The following is a 21,339-nucleotide window of genomic DNA, read 5'->3' as shown; positions in this document are numbered from 1 at the left end:
GTTCGCTCCGACCGACGACGCGGCTTTGCCGCGTCGCGATCCACGAATGGCGCAGCAGCGTGAGCGAGGCCACGCAGGATATCGACACGCTCGCCAAGGGCGGCCGCACCAACATCGCAGGCTTCGTCCTCCGCCTTGCCGCGCGTATCCCGTTCCTGTTCATCGCCGGCCGCATCTACGGCCCTGACCTCGTCGGCCGCTTCGCGATCGCGGTCGTGGTGGTCGAACTCGCCGCACTTCTCGCGACGCTCGGGCTGAAGCGCGGCCTCGCGCAAGCGCTCAGCAGCGCCGATCGCCCCCACGCCAACGTCGTCTGGGACGCCATGGCCGTGGCGTTCGTCGCCTCCCTCATCGCTAGCGCAGTCCTCTGCACGTTCCCGCAGATCATGTATCCGAACAGCGCGATTACCGGGCTCGACCGGTTCCTGCCGCTGATTATCGTCGCGATCGCCTGGTCCGACGTCAGCCTCGCCGCGCTCGCGTACAGGCTCAACGTCAAGGCGGCAGTGACCGCCCGCGCGGTGGTCGAGCCATGGACGATCTCGATCGCCGCCTGGGCGTTCTCCTACTTCACGATCCGCGACGGCCTGGTCCTTAGTTACGTCGCGTCGATGACCGCGGCGCTGATCGCCAGCCTCGTGCCGTTCCTGCGCAGCTACGGCGTGCCGCGGGGTTGGAAACCCCAGCTCCGCCCGCTCTACGCGCTCGCCCGCGCCAACGTGCCGCTCGCCGGCGCCGACATCCTCGAATGGGGCAGCCGCAACGTCGACCGCTTCATCCTCGGCGTGATGTTCGAGCCCAAGATCGTCGGCATCTATTACATGGCGCAGCAGGTCGCGTCCCTGCCGCAGAAACTGAAGACCAGTTTCGACCCGATCCTCGGCCCCGTCATCACCCACAGCCTGGCGATCAACGACCGCGCCGCGATCGCCAACCAGGTCCGCCAGGTCGCGTTCTGGATCATGGCCGCGCAAGGCGGACTCGCGTTGATGGGCTCGATTCCCGGCGAAGCGGTGATGGGCGTGGTCGGTCCGCAGTTCGTCGCCGGCACCGCCGCGCTCGCGTTCCTGCTCACTGCCGAGGTCCTCGCCTCGACCGGTGCGGTCAGCGAATCCGCGCTCGTCTACATCGCCCGCCATCGCAATTTGATGATCTCCGCGGCGATGCTCGCGTTCCAGGTCGGCCTCAGTTTCGCACTGATCTTCACGATCCGTGCGCTCGGCTACCCCGTCAATTACCAGGCCGCCGGCCCAGCGATCGCGCTGATGCTATCGGTAGGCCTCACGTCGATCATCAAGTCGAAGCTGCTCGGCCATCTTCTCGGGACCAGCGTCTCGCCGTGGCGCTGGCCGCTAGTTTTGGCCGCACTAGCCGCGATCGTGGTGGGCGCAGGCTTCACCGCGCTGCCCAAACGCTACGAATGGGTCGAGCTCGCGATCGGCGAACCCGCGATCGCGGCCACCTATCTCTACATCCTGTGGAAATACGCGTTCGGCCCCGCCGACCGCGCCTTGTTCGGCAAATCGACACCTGTCGGCGAGGCTACGCTGCCTAATGCCGGATCACCGATCCGCTAAGGCAATCAATATGCGCGGGCAACCGCGAACTCGACGGCTTCGATCATCGCGTCCTTGGCGGCGCCGTTGGGGAAGCCGGCGATCGAGTCGATCGCGCGCTGGCCGTAATGCCGGGCGCGCGCGAACGTGTCATCGATCGCGCGGGTCGAGCGGATCAGGCGGATCGCGTGTTGCAGATCGGCCTCGCTGTCACGACGACCTTCGACCGCATCCTTCCAGAACGCACGGTCTTCATCCGAGCCACGCGCATAGGCGAGGATCACCGGAAGCGTCATCTTCCCCTCGCGGAAGTCGTCGCCCGCATCCTTGCCCATCGTATCAGCATCGGAGACGTAATCGATCGCATCGTCGACCAACTGGAATGCGATGCCCAGATTGCGGCCATAGGCGTCGAGTGCGGCCTCTTCCGCCTCGGGTCGTTCAGCGACCACGGCCGAAATCCGGCAGGCGGCCGCGAACAGCGCCGCGGTCTTCGCACCGATGATATCTAGATAGCGCTCCTCACCAAGATCCACGCGCCGCGCCGCGGTAAGCTGGTTGACCTCGCCCTCAGCGATGACCGCGCTGGTCGAGGACAGGATCTTCAGCGCCTTGAGGCTGCCGGCCTCGACCATCAGCTCGAAGCTGCGGCTGAACAGGAAGTCGCCGACCAGCACGCTGGCCGGGTTGCCCCAGATGATATTCGCGGTGCGCTTGCCCCGGCGCAGGTCCGAGCCATCGACGACATCGTCGTGGAGCAGCGTTGCAGTATGGATGAACTCGACCGCAGCCGCGAGCAGGTGATGCTGCGTACCGGTATAATTGATCAGTTGCGCGCTCGCAAGCGTCAGCATCGGCCGCATCCGCTTGCCACCACCCGCGATAAGGTGACCCGCGAGTTCGGGGATCAGCGGGATCTCGGACTCCATCCGGCCGCGGATCACCGCGTTGACCTGGTCCATGTCGCCACGGACGAGCTTGACCATCGGGTCCAGCGAGGGCTGGGACTCGGGCGTGGGACGAAGGGTGTCGAGGCGGTGGACGGTGGCGCTCATCTTCCCGAGCCTCTGACGCCTATGCCCCTGCAAAGCAACCCTTGCCGGGCGTCGACCTGCCCCGGCTCGCCCCGATCTGCTGTGCGACGCCTTGCCGATCCGGCCACGTCGCCGCAAAAGGCGCGCCGAACCAACGAAAGGGTATTTTGGTGGCTGACGACCTGTTGACCGGATACCGCCAGAGCATCGACAACATCGATGCGGCACTGATCCACATGCTCGCGGAGCGCTTCAAGGTGACGCAGGCCGTGGGTCGGCACAAGGCGACCCACGGCCTGCCCGCCGCCGATCCGGGCCGCGAGGAACGCCAGATCGCCCGATTGCGGCATCTGGCGGCGGAAGCGCAACTCGATCCCGAGTTTTCTGAAAAATTCTTGCGCTTCATCATCGACGAGGTGATCCGCCACCATGAGCGGTTGGCGCACGATCCGGTTTGAGGGGCGAGACGGTTCTCCCCCTCTCCCTGGAAGGGAGGGGTCGGGGGTGGGTCGGTTTCCGCATATCAGACCGTTACGGCACGAGCGCGCCAACCCACCCCCAGCCCCTTCCTTTTAGGGAGGGGAGCAGTGCGTGAAGAAAACTTCACTATCGCTCCACGTGCCGATCACCCGCCCCGGTGCAATCGGTCGCGGATGACGTGGCTCTACCGATCCCTGCTCGCGCTGGTCCTGGCCGCTATCGCCGCGGCCGGCTTCATGGGCTGGCTCGGCTATTTCGGTGGGCCGTTGTTCACCGATGTCTACCCGGCCAAGCCGCAACGGCCGTTCGCCGTTGTCCTCCTCACCGGCGATCTCGGCTACAAGATCGGCATGGCGCCGCAGATCGCGCGACGGCTGGCGGCGGATGGCGTGCCGATGGTCGCGGTCAACACGCTGACCTATCTGCGCACGACGCGGACGCCGGCGGACATCACGACGCTGATCGCGCGCGCCGAACAGCGAGCGTTGCGGCTAGGCCATACCGACCGGGTGGTCCTGATCGGCCAGTCGTTCGGCGCGGACATGCTGCATGTCGGGCTGATCGACCTTGCCCCCGAACTCCGCGCGAAAATTGCGAAGGTCGCGCTGATCGTGCCGGAGGACAACGTCCAGTTCCGCGCGTCGCCTAGCGAGGTCTTCGATCTCTGGACCCCAACCGTCGATGCGGTTCCGACCGCGCGGCAGCTGACCTGGGCACCCCTGCTATGCGTGCAGGGCGTGGAGGAAGTCGGCAGCCTGTGCCCGTTGCTGACCCAAGCCAATGCGACGCGGATCGCGTTGCCGGGCGGACACCCGCTTCACCGCGACGCCGATGCGCTCTACGAGGTGCTGGCGCGGTTCGTTTTCGCGGATTGAGGATCGACCGATGATTCCTGTGATAATGGCGCTCGCGATGGCCGTGGGCAGCCCGGCCCCTGCTTCCCCCGTGGAAGGCACCTGGCACAATCCGAAGAACAGCGTGGCCGTGAAGACGGGCGCCTGCGGGGACAGGCTGTGCGGCTGGGTGGTGCGGGCCAGCGACGAGGCGCAGGCCGACGCCCGCGATGGCGGCACGCCGAAACTGATCGGCACCGCCTTGCTCCGCGAATATCGCCCGAGCGGCCGCAGGAAATGGTCGGGCCAGATCTTCGTACCCGACATGGGCCGCACCTTCGGGTCGACGCTGACGCTGGTCGACGCGAATACGATCGACGTGAAAGGCTGCCTGATCGGCGGGTTCCTGTGCAAGACGCAGACCTGGCACCGCGGTTGACCCGATGACGACTCGTCCGTTGATCATCCGGACCCGCGACTGGATCGCGCATCGTCGAGGCATGCTGATCGCGCTGGCAGTGCTCATCGTCGCGGTGCTTGGCTTCGCTGCGATCCACAAGCTGACCGCAGAAATCCGCCTGTCCGAAGTGCGCGCCGCGTTTTCCGCGCTCGGCTGGTCGCAGCTCTCGGTCGCGATCGGGCTGACCGTCGTCAGCTATATCGCGTTGACCTTCTATGATTCGATTGCACTGAAAGTGATCGGCCATCCGCTGCCGTGGCGGACCGCTGCGGTCGCGTCGTTCACTAGCTATACGATCAGCCACAATCTAGGGCTGGCCATGCTGACCGGCGGCTCGGCGCGCTACCGCGTCTACAGCCGGGCTGGCCTCGACGAAGCCGCCGTGGCACGCGTCGTGCTGATAGCCGGCGTGACGTTCTGGGCGGGGGTCATCACGGTCGCGTGCCTGTCGATGGCGATCCATCCGGGCACGCTGCCGATCGTGAGGTGGTCGATGCCGCCTCTGCTCGAGCGCAGCGTTGGCATCGTCATCCCGCTCGTCATGCTGGGGATCGTCCTGCGTCACCGCCATGGCGGATCGATCGGGCTGCTCGGCTGGCGACTGCCCCTGCCGAACTGGCGGCAGGCGCTTGCGCTCCTACTGGTCTCGACGGTCGACCTGGCCGCGGCGAGTGCGGCGTTGTTCGTGCTGCTGCCGAACGCCTCGCCCGAACTCTATCCGGTGCTGTTCCTGGGTTATGCGGTGGCGATCGTCGTCGCGTTGATCAGCCATGTGCCAGGCGGGCTCGGCGTGTTCGAGGCGGTGATCATCGCGACGATGCCGCAGGACAATGCGACCGTCCTTGCCGCGCTGCTCGCCTACCGCATCATCTATTACGTCGCGCCGCTGATCCTGGCAGCGGTACTGATGGCGTTCCACGAGGGACGCCAGTGGCGTGGACGAGGCACAGATCCGCTGACGATCGCGCTGCCGCTAGCGCCCTTGCTGCTGGGCGTGCTGGTGTTCTTGAGCGGTGCGATGCTGCTCGTATCGGGCGCGCTGCCTGCAGCGCCCGGTCGCATGGACACGCTAGCGACGATCCTGCCGCTGCCGATCAGCGAGATGGCGCACGTCGCGGCGAGCCTCGTCGGCGTGATGCTGCTGCTGGTCGCGCTCGGGCTGTACCGTCGGCTCGACGGCGCGTTCTGGGCGGCGCGGACGCTGCTCGTTGCAGGCGCGCTGTTGTCGATCGCCAAGGGCCTCGACTATGAGGAGGCGACGATCCTGTTGCTGACTGCTGCCGCACTGCAATGGACGCGCGCGGCGTTCTACCGGCGGACGCGGCTGACCGCCGAGCCGCTGTCGCCCGAATGGCTGGTCGGCGTCGGTGCGGCGATCGGGTTGTCGGTGCTGATCGGGTTCTTCGCCTATCGCCGCGTCGGCTATTCGAGCGACCTTTGGTGGCAGTTCGAGACCAACGCGAACGCCTCGCGCTTTCTGCGCACCAGCCTTGCGGTCGGGCTGTTGCTGATCGGTGCGGCGATCTGGCGGCTGTTCGCCGCGGCGCCCGTGCCGATGGTGCACGACATGCTGCCCGACGACGTTGCGGCCGCCGCACTCGCGCATGCCGACCGCACCGACGCGATGCTCGCCTTCACCGGCGACAAGCGGTTCCTGGTCTCGGACAGCGGCGACGCGTTCCTGATGTACCAGGTCAAGGGCGCGAGCTGGATCGTGCTCGGCGATCCGGTCGGGCCGAGCGAGGCATGGTCGGAGCTGTTATGGGCGATCCGCGCCCGCGCCGACGCCGCGCAAGGCCGGCTGTTGCTGTATCAGATCGGTCTCCGCATCGTCCCGATCGCGATCGAGATGGGGCTGAAGCTCGTCAAATACGGCGAGGAGGCGACCGTAGAGCTCGACGGCTTCACGCTGGAGACGCCCGAAATGCGCAGCGTCCGGAAGGCCAGCCGTGTCGCCGAACGTGCAGGCGCGGAGTTCGCGGTCGTGCCGGCCGCCGAGATGCCCGCAATTATCCTCGAATTGCAGGCGATCTCCGACTGGTGGCTGGCCGACAAGGATCATGCCGAGAAGAGTTTCAGCGTCGGCCGGTTCGAGCCTGGATACATGGCGAAGTTCGACTGCGCGGTGGTGCGGATCGAGGGCAGGATCGTCGCGTTCGCCAACGTCTGGGGCACGCCCAACAGGCAGGAGCTGTCGGTCGACCTGATGCGCCACGCCGAGGACATGCCGCAGGGTGGCATGGACTTCCTGTTCACGCGGCTGATGCTGTGGGGGCACGAGCAGGGCTACCGCAATTTCTCGCTGGGGATGGCGCCGCTGTCCGGGATCGAGGCGCGGCGGCTGTCGCCGACCTGGTCGAAGGTGGCCGCGTTCCTGTTCCGCCACGGCGAGCGGTTCTACGGGTTCGCGGGCCTGCGCGCGTACAAGGAGAAGTTCCGACCGAACTGGACGCCGCGCTATATCGCCTCGCCGGGCGGCACGTCCCTGCTGCGCGGGCTGATCGATTTGCGGGCTTTGGTGAGCCGGTAAGGCTTGCTAGGGCTCTTCCATGAGCTTCCTCCTGGCAATCGAAGGCGCCGACGGCGCGGGCAAGGCCACCGCCTCGGCACTGGTGGTCGAGCAGTTGCGCGCCGCCGGCCGCACCGCGGACGTCGTGTCGTTCCCGCGCTATACCGAGACGGTCGGCGGCTGGGCACTCGGCGCGATGCTGGCCGGCACCTTGCCACGCGGCACGTCGCCCAAGGCGGCGGCGGTGCTGTATGCGCTCGACCGGATGGAGTCGCGGGAGCACCTGCTGGCGACGATGGCGGCGAACGAAGTGGTGGTGTTCGACCGCTATATCGCCTCGAACATGGCGTATCAGGCGGCGCAGGTTCCGGCTGACGAAGCGGACGCGATGATGGCGTGGATCGCAGACCTCGAGACGGGGTCGTTCGCGCTGCCGAAGCCAGACCTGTCGGTGTATCTCGACACGCCGGCCGACATCGCGCGCGGACTGATCATGAAGAAGCGCAAGCGCTCCTACACCGACGACGCGTTCGATGCGTACGAGGCGGATACCGGACTGCAGGATCGGGTGCGGACGAACTACACAGCGATGGCCGAGGCCGGGTTGCTGGGCCGCTGGGCGACGGTGTCGACGGTAACTGACGGTGCGTCGCGCTTGCCCGCCGAGATCGCGGCGGAGGTCGTCGCCCTCCTTTCCTAACGCCGCTGCCCTCCACCCCGGCGAAGGCCGGGGCCCAATTGGAAAGGTCACAGTAACGGCATCCGACGCCCGCCAAGCGTCGTCCCCCAATTGAACCCCGGCCTTCGTCGGGGTGGTATGCGGTTGCGCGTGCGTGCGCGTCCGCAAAGCCCTCTATCTGTTTCGAAACTTCTCGTTATGTAGCTCGACTATATAACGAAGGGGTAACGACAATGCGGGGACATGATTTAGCGCGGCTGGGTGCCGTGCTGCTGGCGACGACGTGCCTGCCGATGATGGCAGACGCGCAGACCAGCGCCGCCAATCCGGAACAGACACGCACTGAAGACACGACAGCCCAATTGAGCGACGACCCCGACACCTCGATGGAGGTGATCGTCACCGCCCGTCGTCGCGCCGAAAACGCGCAGAAGATCCCCGGTTCGTTGTCCGTCGTTGGCGGCGCGCTGCTCGACCGGTCGTACACCGTGAACACGCAGCAACTGTCGCAACTCGTACCTGCGTTGAACTACAGTTCGGCCAATCCGCGTAACACCGCGTTCACGATCCGCGGGCTCGGCAGCAGCGTCGTCGCGGTCAGCCAGGCCAATGACGGGCTCGAACCCGGCGTCGGCTATTATGTCGACCAGGTCTATCACGCGCGCCCCGCCACCGCCGCGTTCGACTTCAGCGACATCGAGCAGGTCGAAGTCTTGCGCGGGCCGCAGGGCACGCTGTTCGGCAAGAACTCGACCGCCGGCGCGATCAACATCACGACCCGAGCGCCGACCTTCACGACGCAGGGCGAGGCCGAGATCAGCTATGCGAGCTACAACTTCCTCCAGGTGAAGGGTGCCGTCTCCGGCCCGATCGTCGGCGACACGCTCGCCGGTCGCGTGTCGGTGGTCAGCACGCGCCGCGACGGCGTGATCGACAACGTCGTCACCGGCCGCGACCAGAACACCATCGGCAACCAGGCGATCCGCGGGCAATTGCTGTTCCGCCCTTCGGAAGTGTTCCAGGTGAAGGCCAGCGCCGACTTCACCAACTTCCAGAGCAACTGCTGCACGCAGGTCTATTACAACGTCGCGACCCGGCCCGGCAGTGGCACCGACGGCCGCCTGTTCCGCACCGCCACGCGACAGTTCGGCGGCCCGACCGGCCTCGCCGCGCAGTTCAACTACGCACCGCCCAGCACCAATCCGTACGACCGCAAGACCGACATCGACGCGGCGCTCGGCGTCGATACCAACGAAGGCGGCGTCGGCGTGATCGCCGACTGGAACCTCGGGGCGGCGACGCTCACCTCGATCAGCGCGTGGCGCTTCTGGAACTGGGACGCGGCGAACGACCGCGACTACACCAGCATCCCGATCCAGATCGAACAGCACATCCCCTCGCGCCAGGACCAGTACAGCCAGGAACTCCGCCTCGCCTCGAACGGCGACCACAAACTGAGCTACGTCGGCGGCCTGTATTTCTTCCGCCAGCGCGTTATCGGCCGCCCGATTTCGATCTACGGCCCCGCCGCCGCCCGCTACCTGATCGGCACGACAACGGGCACCGGCGCCGCTGCAACCGCCGTCCCGAGCAACCTGCTCGACGGCTACGGCACCGACGGCCGCACCGATTTCCGCTCGGACAGCTATGCCGCGTTCGGCGAAGTGAACTGGAAGCCGGTCGATCGCCTCACCCTGACCGGAGGCCTGCGCTACACCTATGAAGAGAAGGAGGGGACGTACGACACCTTCACCTTCGGCGGCTTGCAGACGACGAACGCGGCGCTCAATGTGGCCAAGCTGTCGATCCTGCGCGGCCAGAACTACGCCGCCAGCGACAAGGACGGCGCTCTGACTGGGCGCGCCAACATCGCGTATCAGGCGACCGATAACGTCCTAGCCTATGCCAGCTACGCGCGTGGCGAGAAGTCGGGCGGGATCAACATGTCCGGCCTGCCGCTCAACGACCAGAACCAGCCGGCGATCGGCACCGCAGTCGTCCGCCCGGAGATGAACACCGCCTACGAGATCGGCCTCAAGACGCAGCTGTTCGACAATCGCCTGATCTTCAACGTCGACGGCTATTACACGCGCGTCACCGATTTCCAGGCGAACGTCACCGACACGCGCGCCGCCGCCGCGCTCCGCACCTACCTCGCCAACATCCCGAAGGTCACCGTCCGCGGGTTCGAGGCGGACGCGACCGCGCTCGTCACGCGCAACCTGTCGCTGCGCGGCAGCGTCGCCTACGCCGACGGCAAGTTCAATTCCTACCCGGCGGCCCCCTGCCCGATCGAGCGGATCTTCAACACCGCGGCGTTCTGCGATCTCAGCGGCCAGCGCCTGTCGAGCCTGCCCCGCTGGTCGTACACGCTCGGCGCGGACTACAACCAGCCGATCGCCGACATCGGCAGCGGTTTCGTCCATATCGACTCGAACACCCGCACGCGGCAGTTCGGCGATCCCTCGGGTTCGGCGTTCACGGTGATCGAAGGCTATACGATCGTCAACGGCAGCATCGGCTTCCGCTCGAAGGAGGGCTGGGAACTCGCCGTGTTCTCGCGCAACCTGCTGAACAAGGACTACATCCAGAACGTGACGATCCAGGCGGGCAATTCCGGCCTGATCCTCGCCACGCCGAGCGACCCGCACACGATCGGGCTTACGTTCCGCATCAAGCAGTGAGTATGAGGCGAGGATGACGGACCCCGCCCTCCACGCCACGATCCTGCTCGCCAAGGACCAGACCGGCCGCGTCGGCGCCGACCGGATCGCGCTGCTCCGCGCGATCCGCGACGGTGGCTCGATCACCAGCGCCGCCAAGGTCGTCGGGCTCAGCTACAAGGCGGCGTGGGACGCGGTACAGGTGATGAACAATCTGTTCGACCGCCCGCTCGTGCTCCCCGCGGCGGGCGGCAAGGACGGTGGCGCGAGCCCGATCACCGAGGCGGGCGTCGCGGTGCTCGACGGTTATGCGGTCGCCGAGGCCGAACTCGCCAGCGCGATGGCACGGATCGAGGCGAGCGTGTCGAACGGGCTGTCGCTGAAACCTTTGCTATGGGGAATCGGAATGAAGACGAGCGCACGCAACGTGTTGCGCGGCACCGTGTCGCGGGTGACTCCGGGGACGATCGATGCCGAGGTGACGCTGGCGGTGGCGGACGGCGTCGAGATCGTCGCGACGATCACGCGCGGCAGTGCCGAGGATCTGGGACTGGTGCCGGGCGCGACCGCGCTCGCGCTCATCAAGTCGAGCTTCGTCATCCTCGCGCGCGGTGACGAGAGTCTGCGGACATCGGCCCGCAACACGCTGGCGGGGACAGTGATCGCGCGCGAGGACGGCGGAATCTCCAGCGAAGTGACGCTCGAACTGACGCTCGGCAAGACGCTGACCGCAACGTTGACCAAGGAAAGTGCGGAGGCGCTCGACCTACAGATCGGCACCCGCGCACTGGCGTTAATCAAGGCAAGCCATGTGATTTTGGCGGTGGAGTAGGCTCTCCTTCTGTTCCCTCGCGAACGCGGGGGCCCAGGACCACGAGCGCAACGCTGCTTGGTTCCTGGGTTCCCGCTTTCGCGGGAAAACGACCAATTAGCGGCACCCATTCCTAACATTTTCGTCACAAACCGATTCCGCATTGCAGCACACGCAATCGTCATTACTTAGCACGCTAATGACTTCCCCCCGTGCCATTCTCGAGTCGTCCTACGCTCGCACCCTTCTGCCGCTCGCAAGGATGTGGCGGCGGGCAGCAGATCGGGCGTTGCGTGACATGAACGTGTCGGCGTCGACCGGCTGGGCGCTCGTCCAGGTCGGGAGGCTCGGCGACGACGTGCGCCAAACCGACCTCGCGCAGCAACTCGACGTGACGCAGGCGTCGCTGGTCCGCTCGATCGACCAAATGTCGGCTGCCAACCTCGTCGAGCGTCGCCGCGACCCCGCCGACGCACGCGTCAGCCGTATTCGCCTGACCGATCACGGCCGCGCGCTCGTCACCACGATCGAGGCGAAGTTCGCCAGCCTGCGCGCGGGGATGCTCGACGACGTGTCCGACCACGATCTCGCCACCGCGTTGCACGTCGCGGAGCGGCTCGGGGCACGGTTCACCGCGGATCACGCCCGATGAGCCCGGCACGATGAACCTCACTCGGTTCGGCGGAAAGGAAGCGCTCTTCTCGGTCAAATGCCTGATCGCGGCGTTCCTGGCCTATTACATCGCGCTCAGGATCGGTCTGACGCGTCCTTATTGGGCGGTGACGACGTCGTACATCGTCGCGCAGCCGCTGGCAGGCGCGGTGCTGTCGAAGGCGGTATTCCGCGTCGCCGGCACGGTGCTCGGCGCGGCGGCCGCGGTGGTGCTGGTGCCGAACCTGGTCAACGCGCCCGAGCTTCTCTCGCTCGGCCTCGCGCTGTGGCTCGGGCTGTGCCTGTACATCTCGCTGCTCGATCGGACGCCGCGCGCGTACCTGTTCCTGCTCGCAGGCTATACGGCCAGCATCATCGGATTTCCGTCGGTCACGACACCGGGTGCGGTGTTCACGATCGCCGCCTTGCGCGTGCAGGAGATCACGATCGGCATTCTCTGCGGGAGCCTGATCCACGGCTTCGTCTTCCCACAGACCGTTACCGCGACTCTGCTCGCGCGGATCGACGCGATCCTGGCCGATGCCGAGCGCTGGTCGCGGGATTCGCTGGCGGGAGCATCCGATGCCGCACTCGACCGCGATCGCCGGCGGCTGGCGCTCGACATCAACGAGCTTCACCAGCTGTCCATCCACCTGCCGTTCGACACTGCACGCCTGCTTCCCCGCACGCGGACGCTGCGTGCGTTGCAGGCGGAGTTGTCGATGCTTCTGCCCCTGGCGAGCGCGGTCGACGACCGGATCGTCGAGCTGAAGCGCGGCGCCGATGCGCCCCGCCCCAAAGCGCTCGCGCTGATCGAGGACGTCCGCGAATGGTTGCGCGATCCGCCGCCCGTGGCGGAGCGAGGCCCGACCGCAGATGCCTTGATCGAACGGGCGCGTGTCCTCGAGCCGGTGGTGGGCGACACGCTCATCTGGCGCGATGCTTTGCGGCTCAGCCTCCTCGCGCGGCTCGGCGAACTGGTCGACGCGCACCGCAACGCGCGCGACCTGCGCGACCAGATGCGATCGCCATCGCGCGCGCCGGTCACGCCCGCGGTCGCACGGCTGCTCGCCCGGATCGCCAAGCGACCGCTGCACCGCGACCGGGGTATCGCACTCCGCGCCGCCGCCGGCACCGTCGCGACCATCCTGCTCGGCTGCGTCTTCTGGATCGGCACCGGCTGGGCGGACGGGGCGGGCGCGGTGCTGATCGCGGGCGTGTGCTGCGCGCTCTTCGGCAACAGCGACGACCCCGCACCATCGATCCTGGCGTTCTTCTACGGCACGATCATCGGGCTGGTCATATCCGCCCTCTACGCCTTCGCCATCCTGCCGCGCGTGACCGATTTCGTGACGCTTGCCGCCGTGCTCGCACCGCCGATGCTGATCGGAGGGATGTTCCTGGCCCGTCCGGCGACCTTGCTAATGACGCTCGGCGGGTTGCTCGGAGCGCTGAACACGGTCGGCCTCAACGATCGGTTCGGCGGCAGTTTCGACGCGTTCCTCAACGGCGGCATCGCGCAGTTGATCGGCACGTTGTTCGCGGTCGTCACGGTCGGCCTGTTCCAGACGATCGGTGCGGATACCAGCGCGCGGCGATTGATCCGCGCAGGCTGGCGCGAACTGGCGGCGCGCAGCGACTCGATGAGCCGCCCCGACGCCGCGGGCTGGATCGCGCGGATGCTGGACCGCATCGGCCTGCTCGCGCCGCGCCTTGCGTTGCAGGGCGAGGATCCAGGCAAGCCGCTGCTCGACGCGTTGACCGACCTGCGTGTCGGCGTCGCGGTCGGCGAACTCAAGCAGTTGCGGATCGATGGCTCCCCCGACGAGGCCGCGGTGATCACGCCGGTCCTTCGTGGTATCGGCGCGCATTACCGTGCGTTACGTCCGGATGAGCCCGCGCCACCCGAACCCGACCTGCTCGCCGGAATCGACGCCGCGATGACCGGTTTCGCGACCAGCACGCCCGATCGCCACCGCACCGGCGTGCTCGCGCTGACCTCGCTCCGTCGCAACCTGTTCCCACAAGCGCCAGCCTACGGAGCACCGGCATGACCGGCGAAATCTCGATTGGCGGCGTCTATCTGCCGAGCATCCTGCTACTCGCGGTCGCCGCCGTCATCCTGACCGGCATCGCCACGCGGTTGCTCGCGTTCGCGGGCGCCTACCGCGTGGTGACGTATCGACCGCTCGTCGACCTCGCGCTGTTCATCCTCATCCTCGGGCTGCTCGCCCTGCTGACCGGACCTTCCGCATGACCTCTTCCCGCCTCAAGTCGCTGTTCGCCCCGCTGGGTCGCTCGGCCGTCACGCTGATCATCGTCGCGCTAGCGGTGCTGGTCGCGCTGTGGCTGTGGAAGCGGTACGAGACCGATCCGTGGACGCGCGACGGGCATATCCGCGCCGATATCGTTCGCGTGACGCCCGACGTCGCCGGCCTCGTCACCCAGGTCGCGGTGCACGACAACCAGGCGGTGAAGCCTGGCGACGTGCTGTTCGTGGTCGATCGCCCGCGCTTCCAGTTGACACTGGCGCAGTCCGACGCGTCGATCGCGAGCGCCCGCGCGACGCTGTTGCAGGCCCGCCGCGAGGCACAGCGCGACCTGGCGCTCGGCGATCTGGTAGCGAAGGAAACGCACGAGCAGAACGTCGCGCGCGTTGCCACAGCATCGGCGGCGCTGGCGCAGGCGCAGAGCGCGCGGTCGACCGCGGCGCTGAACCTCGCACGAACGACGGTGCGCGCGACGGTGCACGGGATCGTCACCAACCTCGACCTCCACCCCGGCGACTATATCGCGACGGGCGCGCAGGCGATGGCGCTGGTCGACACCGACTCGCTCCGCGTCGAAGGCTATTTCGAGGAGACCAAGCTGGGCAGCATCCGGGTCGGCGATCCGGTGGTCGTCCACCTGATGGGCGAGCCGCAGGCGCTCCACGGCCGCGTCGACAGCATTGCGGCTGGGATCAACGACAGCGAGCGGACCAACACGACGAACCTGCTGCCCAACGTGAACCCGACCTTCAACTGGGTGCGACTTGCCCAGCGTATTCCGGTGCGGGTGAAGCTGACGCAGGTGCCGAAGGGGACGCAACTGATCGTCGGCCGCACGGCGACGGTGACGGTCCAGCCGCGCGTCGCACCGGGGACGACGGCATGATGGTCACCTCCATCCGCCCCGCCCCTCGCCGTCATCCTGACGAAAGTCAGGACCCAGGCTTACAAGCGATGTCCTGCGTGGCTCTGGGTCCTGACTTTCGTCAGGATGACGGAGTTGGGCAACGCGAGCGTAAAGGTCGCCGCGGTATCGCCGCGAGTATCCTCGCCCTCGCACTCGCGGCCTGCACCACCGCCGGCCCAAACTACGCCCTCCCCGAATCCGCCGTCGTCAACCGTCCCTCCGCCCAGGGCGCATTCGACAGCGGCAACGAGAAGGCGTTAGCCAACGCCCCGCTCCCCGACCATTGGTGGCAACTCTACGGCGACCCCCGCCTCGACGGCTTCGTCACCGAAGCGCTCGCCGCCAACACCGATCTCCGCGCCGCCGACGCCAACCTCCGCCGCGCCGATGCAGTCGTCGCCGAAGTCGCGGCTGGTCGCACGTTGTCGACCGCGCTCGGCGGCGGCACCTCGCTGGACCGCCCCTACACGACCGGCGGCAGCCTGCCCGGCACGCTCGACTACAACCTCGGCATCACGCTAGCCTATCCACTCGACCTGTCCGGCCGCATCCGCCGCGCGATCGAGGCCGCACAAGGCGATGCCGAGGCGGTCGCCGCCGCGCGCGACAATGTCCGCGTGACCGTCGCGGCGGAGACCGCGCGGAGCTACGCCACCGCCTGCACCGCGAACTCGGTGCTGGCCGCGAACAACCGCATCCTCGCGCTGCAACGCCAGACGCTCAACGTCACGCAACGCCTGCAACGCGGCGGTCGCGGCACCGCATTCGACGTGACGCGCGCGCGGACCGCGGTCGACCAGAGCGAAGCGCTGATCCCTGCACAGATCGCGACGCGCACCACCGCGCTCTACCGCCTCGCCACGCTGATGGGCCGCGCACCCGCCGACTATCCCAAGGACGTCGCGACCTGCGCCAAGCCGCCCGCACTTACCCGACCGCTGCCGATCGGCGACGGCAGCGCGCTGATCCTCCGCCGCCCCGATATCCGCGCCGCCGAACGTACGCTCGCCGCCGCGACCGCACGGATCGGCGTAGCGACCGCCAACCTCTATCCGCAAGTCAGCCTCGGTGGCTCGGCCGGGTTCACCGGGCCGGTCTCTTCACTGGGCTCGACCAACGCGTTCCATCTCGGGCTCGGACCGTTGATCAGCTGGAGCTTCCCCAACCGCCCGGTAATCCGCGCGCAGATCTCCCAGGCCGGCGCCACCGCGGACCAGGCGCTCGCGCAGTTCGATTCCACCACGCTCGAAGCACTTCGCCAGACCGAGACCGCGCTCTCCGCCTATGCGCGAGAAGGCGACCGCAACGCAGCGCTCCGCCGCGCGCAGTCCAGCGCCGCACGCGCAGCAGACCAAGCCGGCACGCTATACCGCTTCGGCCGCACCGATTTCCTCTCGCTCCTGACCGCGCAAGCGGCGCTGACCACCGCGCAGGCCAACCTCGCCGCGTCCGATGCACTGCTGGTCGATCGCCAGGTCGACGTCTTCAAAGCGCTCGGCGGGGGGTGGCAGAGTTGAGGCTGCGTCGCCGCGGGCTGGCGTCGATCAACAGCGAAATCCGCGACGGCATCATGCCCGCTGCCGACACCATCGCGCGCGTTGCCAGGGACCCGGACGCGCTGCCGCACACGCCGAGCAACTACCGCATCACCGCACTGATCATCGCCTGCGCGCTGTTCATGGAGCAGATGGACTCGACCGTGCTCGCGACCGCGCTGCCGACGATGGCGCGCGATTTCGGCGTGCCCGCGACCAGCATGAGTTCGGCGCTGACCTCGTACCTGTTGGCGCTGGCGATCTTCATTCCCGCCAGCGGACGGCTCGCGGACCGGTTCGGCTCGCGCACGATCTTCCGCGCGGCGATCCTGATCTTCGTCGGCGGGTCGATGCTCTGCGGCCAGGCGACCAGCCTGCCGTTCATGATGGTCGCCCGCTTCCTGCAAGGGCTTGGCGGTGCGATGATGATCCCGATCGGCCGCCTCGTCCTGCTCCGCAGCGTCGCCAAGGAGGATATGGTCCAGGCGATGTCGTGGCTGATCATGCCCGCGCTGATCGGCCCGATCCTTGGCCCCCCGGTCGGCGGCGCGATCGTCACCTATCTCGACTGGCGCTGGATCTTCTACCTCAACGTGCCGATCGGCCTGCTCGGCGTGATCCTGGTGACGCGCTTCATCGGCGAGGTCCGCGAGGACAAACCCGCGCGCTTCGACATACCCGGCTTCATCCTGTCGGGCGTCTCGCTCGGCTGCCTGTTGTTCGGGTTCGAGATGACCAGCCGCACCGGCGAATTGTCGCGTGCCGTAGTGCTGATCGTCGTCGGGCTGGTAGCCGGCGTGGCCTATATCCGCCATGCCAAGCACCGCAGCGACCCGATCCTCGACCTCTCGCTGATGCGCATCCCGACCTTCCGCCTGTCGGTGATCGGCGGATCGCTGACCCGCATCACGCAGGGCGCGCAGCCGTTCCTGCTGCCGATGATGCTCCAATTGGGCTTCGGGATGACCGCGGCGGCGAGCGGCGCGATCACCATCGCCGGCGCGATCGGCTCGCTGATGATGAAGAGCCTCGCACCGCGCGTTCTGCGTCGCTTCGGGTTCCGCAACAGCCTGATCGTCGGCGGACTCTGCGCAAGCTTCGGCTATGCGGTCGCCGGCCTCTTCCGCCCCGACTGGCCGATCCCGGTGATCTTCGGCGTGCTGATGATCTCGGGCTTCTTCATGTCGTTCCAGTTCTCGGCGTACAACACGATCGCGTACGACGAAATTCCGTCGTCGCGGATGAGCAGCGCAACCAGCTTCTACGCGACGTTCCAGCAGCTGATGCTCTCGCTCGGCATCTGCGTCGGCGCGGCGTCGCTGCACGTCGGGATGCTCGGCACGGGCGCGACGCGGCCGGCGCTGACGGACTTCACGCTGGCGTTCCTAGTGGTGACCGCAGTGTCGGCGTCGGCAACGATCTGGAACCGCCGGTTCGCAGTGGACGCGGGGGCGGAGCTAAGCGGACACCGCGCTGGATAGCCCGTCACCCCGGACCTGTTCCGGGGTCCACCGTTCCACACACTCAGCAGCCGTTTATGGCGCGGAACCGTGGATGCCGGAACAAGCCCGGCATGACGGAACGCGTAGGACTAGCCGCTATGCGCCGGCAGCGATGGCCGCGACAATACCGACACATGCTCGCCGGGCTCGACGAACATCCCGTGCGACAACGCCCACCGCCCCGCCTTCTCGCTCGCCGTCAGCATCGTCAGGAACGGACTGAGCAACAGCCCCAGCGTCACCGGCGCAAGCCACGCCGCGGTGACCGGCGCGAACGGCGTCACGAGCAACAATGCCACCCCCACCCCGACATGCCAGCGATACCGCGGCATCACGTCCGCCAGCGACAACTCATGTGCATCGCGGTTCTGCGGCGCCCAGCCGGACTTTCGCCCCATCAATATACCGGCGAGATCGATCGTCTGAGTCAACGCGATCACCGGCGCGGACAGCATCGAGAACGGCACGTCGACCAATACCGACCGCACGATCCCACGTCGTCCACCGAACCCCTCGCGACGCTCCGCATTCGAGAACGCCCAGATCACGCTCAACAGCTTCGGCCCGAACAATAGCAGCAGCGTGACGAACAGCACCTGAAGAGACGTCTGCGCCTCGACGATGTTGCGCTCGCCGATCAGCGCCTGCACCACGCTCGTCGCGATCATCAGCAGCCATACCGGCGAGGTGATGAACGCCGACGCCCCCATCAGCAATTGCAGCCGGCTGACCCAGTGGAACCCCGACGACGTCAGCAGGCTCAGATGCTGGATATTCCCCTGCGCCCAGCGCCGATCGCGCACTGCCGCGTCGATCAGCGTCGGCGGATATTCCTCGAACGTCTCTTCGGTCATCAACATGTGGACGCGCCAGCCGCGCCTGCGGAGCAGCGCCGCCTCGACCATGTCGTGGCTCATGATGACCCCGCCGAACGGCGCGCGGCCGGGGAGATCGGGAAGCCCGCAACTCGAAGCGAACGCCTCGATCCGGATCAGCGCGTTATGCCCCCAGAAGGTCGCCTCCGAGCCCGACCACCAGACCAGCCCGGCGGTGGAAATAGGACCGTACAACCGGCTGGCGAACTGCATCCAGCGCTGGAAGAACGTCACGCCGTTGATCACCGCGGGCACGGTCTGGAGCAGCGCCACCGCAGGCCGGCGTTCGAGCACCTGCGCCATGCCGATGATCGTGTTGCCGCCCATCAGGCTGTCCGCGTCGAGCATCAGCATATAGCGATAGCCGCCGCCGAACCGCCGGATCCACTCCGCGACGTTGCCGGGTTTTCGCCCCACGTTCACGGTCCGACGACGGTAATAGAGCGCGCAGTCGAGCGTCGGCGCGAGGCGCTGCCACGCCGCGACCTCGGCCGCCTCCGCCGCTTCGCCCGAATCGCTCAGGATGAAGATGTCGAACCGGTCGGCGACACCGCCCGCGGCGATCGCGCGCGCCATCCACGCGATCCGCTCGAACACCGCATCGATGTCCTCGTTGTGGACCGGCATCAGGATCGCCGTGCGGCCCTCGAGCGGCTCGGACTGGCGCGGCGTCGGGACGAACCCCGGATGCCCGCCGGTCATCAACAGCACGAAGCCGATCGCGGCATTCATGAATCCGAACGCGATCCACGCGAACAGCGGGAAGAACAGCGCGAGCAACGCCGCATCCCAGAAGCTCAGTCCGTCCGCGAGCAGCGATTCCTGCACCGCCGATGACGCAGCGGTTGCGAGCAGCCCGGTCATCAGCACGAGGATGATGCGGCGCGCGAGCATGTCGTCGGACGACACGACCATGCCGGCGCCGGGCTCGGGTGCGGACCAGGGCGGCGGCGGGCCGTCGAAACGCTGCGGGGGCATCTCGATCGGCGTTTCGCCCGGCATCATTGCGGGAAGCGCGGGCATCAGAAGATCGGGGTCAGGACGGTTTCGCTGAGCGCACGGCCGCCACGCGTGAGGAACAGCCTGACGTCGGCGGGCCCTTGCGCATCGGGGGCCACATCGGCGGTGACGCGCCAGCGGTTCTTCTGGCCGACGACCGGATAGGCGGCGTTGGCGAGTACCTTGCCGCGGACGACGTCGATCTTGGCGGTCACCCCGCTCTGCCGGTCGAGGCCGGCAAGACCGTCACCGATGAAATCGACCACGAGCTTTCGCGCGCCCTTCACCGGCTCGGCGCCCGGTCGGCCAGCGACGCCCTGCCAGCAATCGACGACGTGCGCGGTCGCGGCGACGGCGGTCGGATCGGTCGATTTCCACGACAGCGAGTAATCGAACTGCAACCGCTGGCCCGCCTTAGCCGGCGCGGCCGGGGTCCAGAACGAGACGATATTGTCGACCGTTTCGCTGCTGGTCGGGAACGCATAGAGCATCACTGCGCCCTTGCCCCAATCACCCCGCGGCTGAATCCACAGGTTCGGGCGACGATCGTAGAACGCCCCGTCGTCCTGGTAATGATCGAAGTTCCGGTCGCGCTGGATCAGGCCGAACCCCTTGGGTGCCTGGTCCGCGAAACTGTCGAGCGTATCATGCGGCGGGTTGTTGAGCGGACGCCAGATGCGTTCGCCGGCGCCGGTGAGCAGCGCCAGGCCGTCCGAATCGTGGATCTCGGGACGCCAGTCGACCGCAGCGGCGCGATTGCCTTCGCCGTACCAGAACATGCTGGTCGCCGGCGCGATGCCGAGCCGTTCGATGTCGCGGCGCACGTTGAGCACGGACGAGACCTGCTGCTCGACGCCAGCGCCGGCGACGTGCCGCGACTGGATGCGGTACGCGCCGGTGACGCTGGCGCCGTCCATCAGCGCGTAGATCGTGTACGCGTCGGCGCCGGTCCGCTCGATCCAGAATTCGGTGAAGTCGGGGAATTCCTCGCGGCCCGGCAGGCCGGTGTTGATCGCGAGCCCGCGCGCGGACAGGCCATATTGGTCCTGCGCGCCGGCGGTGCGGAAATAGGATGCGCCCTGGAACGCCATCCAGTCGCTGTTACCGCCCGGCGCCATCGCACGGAACCCGGCGATGCCCAGCGCGGCGGCGTGGCCCTCTTCGGCCTCGAACAGGTCGCGCGAGAACTCGATGCGGCGCGCCTGCCCGTTTTCGACGACGTTGATCGCGACCGGCATCGGCGCATAGCGGCCGAGCGGGAACAGGCGGATGCCACCGGCAAGCGTCTTGTCGGCGCGGAACCGGATGCTGCCCACCTTGTCGTAATCAATCGCAGCGGCGGCACCGACCTTGGTAGGGGCACTGTATGGCTTGGTCGCGAGCGTCGCGGCGCGCTGCTGGAGCGCGTTCCAAGAGAACGGCTCGGCCTTGCCGGGCGCTGCACGCATCGCAGCGGCGGCCTGTGGGAGGACACCCAACAGACTTAGCGCTGTCACTACTTCACGTCGACCGATCATGCAGAGCGCTCCCTCGTCATCATGCTGCAGTGCGGTAGCATAGTAACGTCGCGCGCGC

The 21,339-nt window shown here is 67.3% G+C and carries 17 protein-coding genes; 14 read left to right on the top strand and 3 right to left on the bottom strand.

Annotated elements, in window-relative coordinates:
- Nucleotides 1-59: 59 nt before the first annotated feature.
- Complete coding sequence (locus C8J25_RS12450; RefSeq protein ID WP_107954712.1) at nucleotides 60-1,577, top strand: lipopolysaccharide biosynthesis protein; 1,518 nt, start codon at nucleotides 60-62, stop codon at nucleotides 1,575-1,577.
- A 5-nt stretch (nucleotides 1,578-1,582) separates the two neighbouring features.
- Here the strand turns inward: C8J25_RS12450 and C8J25_RS12445 are convergent, their stop codons facing one another.
- Nucleotides 1,583-2,611: a polyprenyl synthetase family protein gene (locus tag C8J25_RS12445; protein WP_107954711.1), complete on the bottom strand. Its 1,029-nt coding sequence runs from the start codon at nucleotides 2,609-2,611 to the stop codon at nucleotides 1,583-1,585.
- Between the two features lie 149 nt (nucleotides 2,612-2,760).
- Here C8J25_RS12445 and C8J25_RS12440 point away from each other — a divergent pair, with 149 nt between their 5' ends.
- The 13 genes from C8J25_RS12440 (at nucleotide 2,761) to C8J25_RS12380 (ending at nucleotide 17,869) form a co-directional block, all read left to right on the top strand.
- Nucleotides 2,761-3,048 carry a chorismate mutase gene (locus tag C8J25_RS12440; RefSeq protein ID WP_107954710.1) on the top strand — a complete coding sequence of 96 codons (288 nt, stop codon included), beginning with the start codon at nucleotides 2,761-2,763 and terminating at the stop codon, nucleotides 3,046-3,048.
- 195 nt (nucleotides 3,049-3,243) lie between these two features.
- Nucleotides 3,244-3,945 carry an AcvB/VirJ family lysyl-phosphatidylglycerol hydrolase gene (locus C8J25_RS12435; RefSeq protein ID WP_107954709.1) on the top strand — a complete coding sequence of 234 codons (702 nt, stop codon included), beginning with the start codon at nucleotides 3,244-3,246 and terminating at the stop codon, nucleotides 3,943-3,945.
- Between the two features lie 10 nt (nucleotides 3,946-3,955).
- A complete protein-coding gene (locus C8J25_RS12430; protein ID WP_107954708.1) occupies nucleotides 3,956-4,342 on the top strand; it encodes a DUF2147 domain-containing protein in 387 nt (128 codons plus the stop codon).
- Between the two features lie 4 nt (nucleotides 4,343-4,346).
- The gene (gene mprF / locus C8J25_RS12425; RefSeq protein WP_208622595.1) at nucleotides 4,347-6,893 is read left to right on the top strand and encodes a bifunctional lysylphosphatidylglycerol flippase/synthetase MprF; all 2,547 of its coding nucleotides are present in this window, start codon (nucleotides 4,347-4,349) and stop codon (nucleotides 6,891-6,893) included.
- A 19-nt stretch (nucleotides 6,894-6,912) separates the two neighbouring features.
- Nucleotides 6,913-7,572 carry a nucleoside/nucleotide kinase family protein gene (locus tag C8J25_RS12420; protein WP_107954707.1) on the top strand — a complete coding sequence of 220 codons (660 nt, stop codon included), beginning with the start codon at nucleotides 6,913-6,915 and terminating at the stop codon, nucleotides 7,570-7,572.
- A gap of 212 nt (nucleotides 7,573-7,784) precedes the next feature.
- Nucleotides 7,785-10,235, top strand: a complete 2,451-nt coding sequence (locus C8J25_RS12415) for a TonB-dependent receptor (protein WP_107954706.1) — start codon at nucleotides 7,785-7,787, stop codon at nucleotides 10,233-10,235.
- A 13-nt stretch (nucleotides 10,236-10,248) separates the two neighbouring features.
- Nucleotides 10,249-11,046 (top strand): TOBE domain-containing protein, encoded by a 798-nt coding sequence (locus C8J25_RS12410; RefSeq protein WP_107954705.1) that lies wholly within the window; start codon nucleotides 10,249-10,251, stop codon nucleotides 11,044-11,046.
- 277 nt (nucleotides 11,047-11,323) lie between these two features.
- On the top strand, nucleotides 11,324-11,677 hold the full coding sequence (locus C8J25_RS12405) for a MarR family winged helix-turn-helix transcriptional regulator (protein ID WP_235518970.1): 354 nt from the start codon (nucleotides 11,324-11,326) through the stop codon (nucleotides 11,675-11,677).
- Nucleotides 11,678-11,687: 10 nt separating this feature from the next.
- Nucleotides 11,688-13,730, top strand: coding sequence for an FUSC family protein (locus C8J25_RS12400; RefSeq protein ID WP_107954704.1), 2,043 nt, complete (start codon nucleotides 11,688-11,690; stop codon nucleotides 13,728-13,730).
- On the top strand, nucleotides 13,727-13,933 hold the full coding sequence (locus tag C8J25_RS12395; protein ID WP_056065737.1) for a DUF1656 domain-containing protein: 207 nt from the start codon (nucleotides 13,727-13,729) through the stop codon (nucleotides 13,931-13,933). Before C8J25_RS12400 ends, C8J25_RS12395 begins: the two co-directional genes overlap by 4 nt.
- Entirely contained in the window at nucleotides 13,930-14,832 is a 903-nt protein-coding gene (locus C8J25_RS12390; protein WP_107954703.1) for an efflux RND transporter periplasmic adaptor subunit, read from the top strand. The genes C8J25_RS12395 and C8J25_RS12390 overlap by 4 nt, the downstream gene beginning before the upstream one ends.
- Nucleotides 14,833-14,978: 146 nt before the next feature.
- On the top strand, nucleotides 14,979-16,370 hold the full coding sequence (locus C8J25_RS12385) for an efflux transporter outer membrane subunit (RefSeq protein ID WP_244187071.1): 1,392 nt from the start codon (nucleotides 14,979-14,981) through the stop codon (nucleotides 16,368-16,370).
- Nucleotides 16,367-17,869 (top strand): DHA2 family efflux MFS transporter permease subunit, encoded by a 1,503-nt coding sequence (locus C8J25_RS12380; protein ID WP_107954809.1) that lies wholly within the window; start codon nucleotides 16,367-16,369, stop codon nucleotides 17,867-17,869. The genes C8J25_RS12385 and C8J25_RS12380 overlap by 4 nt, the downstream gene beginning before the upstream one ends.
- 110 nt (nucleotides 17,870-17,979) lie before the next feature.
- Here the strand turns inward: C8J25_RS12380 and mdoH are convergent, their stop codons facing one another.
- Both mdoH and C8J25_RS12370 read right to left on the bottom strand, forming a co-directional pair.
- On the bottom strand, nucleotides 17,980-19,788 hold the full coding sequence (mdoH, locus tag C8J25_RS12375; RefSeq protein ID WP_244187054.1) for a glucans biosynthesis glucosyltransferase MdoH: 1,809 nt from the start codon (nucleotides 19,786-19,788) through the stop codon (nucleotides 17,980-17,982).
- Entirely contained in the window at nucleotides 19,788-21,281 is a 1,494-nt protein-coding gene (locus tag C8J25_RS12370) for an OpgD/OpgG family glucan biosynthesis protein (protein WP_107954701.1), read from the bottom strand. The genes mdoH and C8J25_RS12370 overlap by 1 nt, the downstream gene beginning before the upstream one ends.
- Between the last annotated feature and the right edge of the window lie 58 nt (nucleotides 21,282-21,339).

Origin of the sequence: Sphingomonas faeni, from assembly GCF_003053745.1 — a bacterium.
Classification (GTDB): Bacteria; Pseudomonadota; Alphaproteobacteria; order Sphingomonadales; family Sphingomonadaceae; genus Sphingomonas; species Sphingomonas faeni.
Note: the sequence above shows the minus strand (reverse complement) of the source record. Positions and strands in the feature narration are given on the sequence as shown.

Bases quoted from the DNA above. Each gene is read 5' to 3' on its own strand.
- C8J25_RS12445 (WP_107954711.1), bottom strand. From the start codon at position 2,611: ATGAGCGCCACCGTCCACCGCCTCGACACCCTTCGTCCCACGCCCGAG.
- C8J25_RS12435 (WP_107954709.1), top strand. From the start codon at position 3,244: ATGACGTGGCTCTACCGATCCCTGCTCGCGCTGGTCCTGGCCGCTATC.
- C8J25_RS12430 (WP_107954708.1), top strand. From the start codon at position 3,956: ATGATTCCTGTGATAATGGCGCTCGCGATGGCCGTGGGCAGCCCGGCC.
- mprF (WP_208622595.1), top strand. From the start codon at position 4,347: ATGACGACTCGTCCGTTGATCATCCGGACCCGCGACTGGATCGCGCAT.
- C8J25_RS12420 (WP_107954707.1), top strand. From the start codon at position 6,913: ATGAGCTTCCTCCTGGCAATCGAAGGCGCCGACGGCGCGGGCAAGGCC.
- C8J25_RS12415 (WP_107954706.1), top strand. From the start codon at position 7,785: ATGCGGGGACATGATTTAGCGCGGCTGGGTGCCGTGCTGCTGGCGACG.
- C8J25_RS12410 (WP_107954705.1), top strand. From the start codon at position 10,249: ATGACGGACCCCGCCCTCCACGCCACGATCCTGCTCGCCAAGGACCAG.
- C8J25_RS12405 (WP_235518970.1), top strand. From the start codon at position 11,324: ATGAACGTGTCGGCGTCGACCGGCTGGGCGCTCGTCCAGGTCGGGAGG.
- C8J25_RS12400 (WP_107954704.1), top strand. From the start codon at position 11,688: ATGAACCTCACTCGGTTCGGCGGAAAGGAAGCGCTCTTCTCGGTCAAA.
- C8J25_RS12395 (WP_056065737.1), top strand. From the start codon at position 13,727: ATGACCGGCGAAATCTCGATTGGCGGCGTCTATCTGCCGAGCATCCTG.
- C8J25_RS12390 (WP_107954703.1), top strand. From the start codon at position 13,930: ATGACCTCTTCCCGCCTCAAGTCGCTGTTCGCCCCGCTGGGTCGCTCG.
- mdoH (WP_244187054.1), bottom strand. From the start codon at position 19,788: ATGCCCGCGCTTCCCGCAATGATGCCGGGCGAAACGCCGATCGAGATG.
- C8J25_RS12370 (WP_107954701.1), bottom strand. From the start codon at position 21,281: ATGATCGGTCGACGTGAAGTAGTGACAGCGCTAAGTCTGTTGGGTGTC.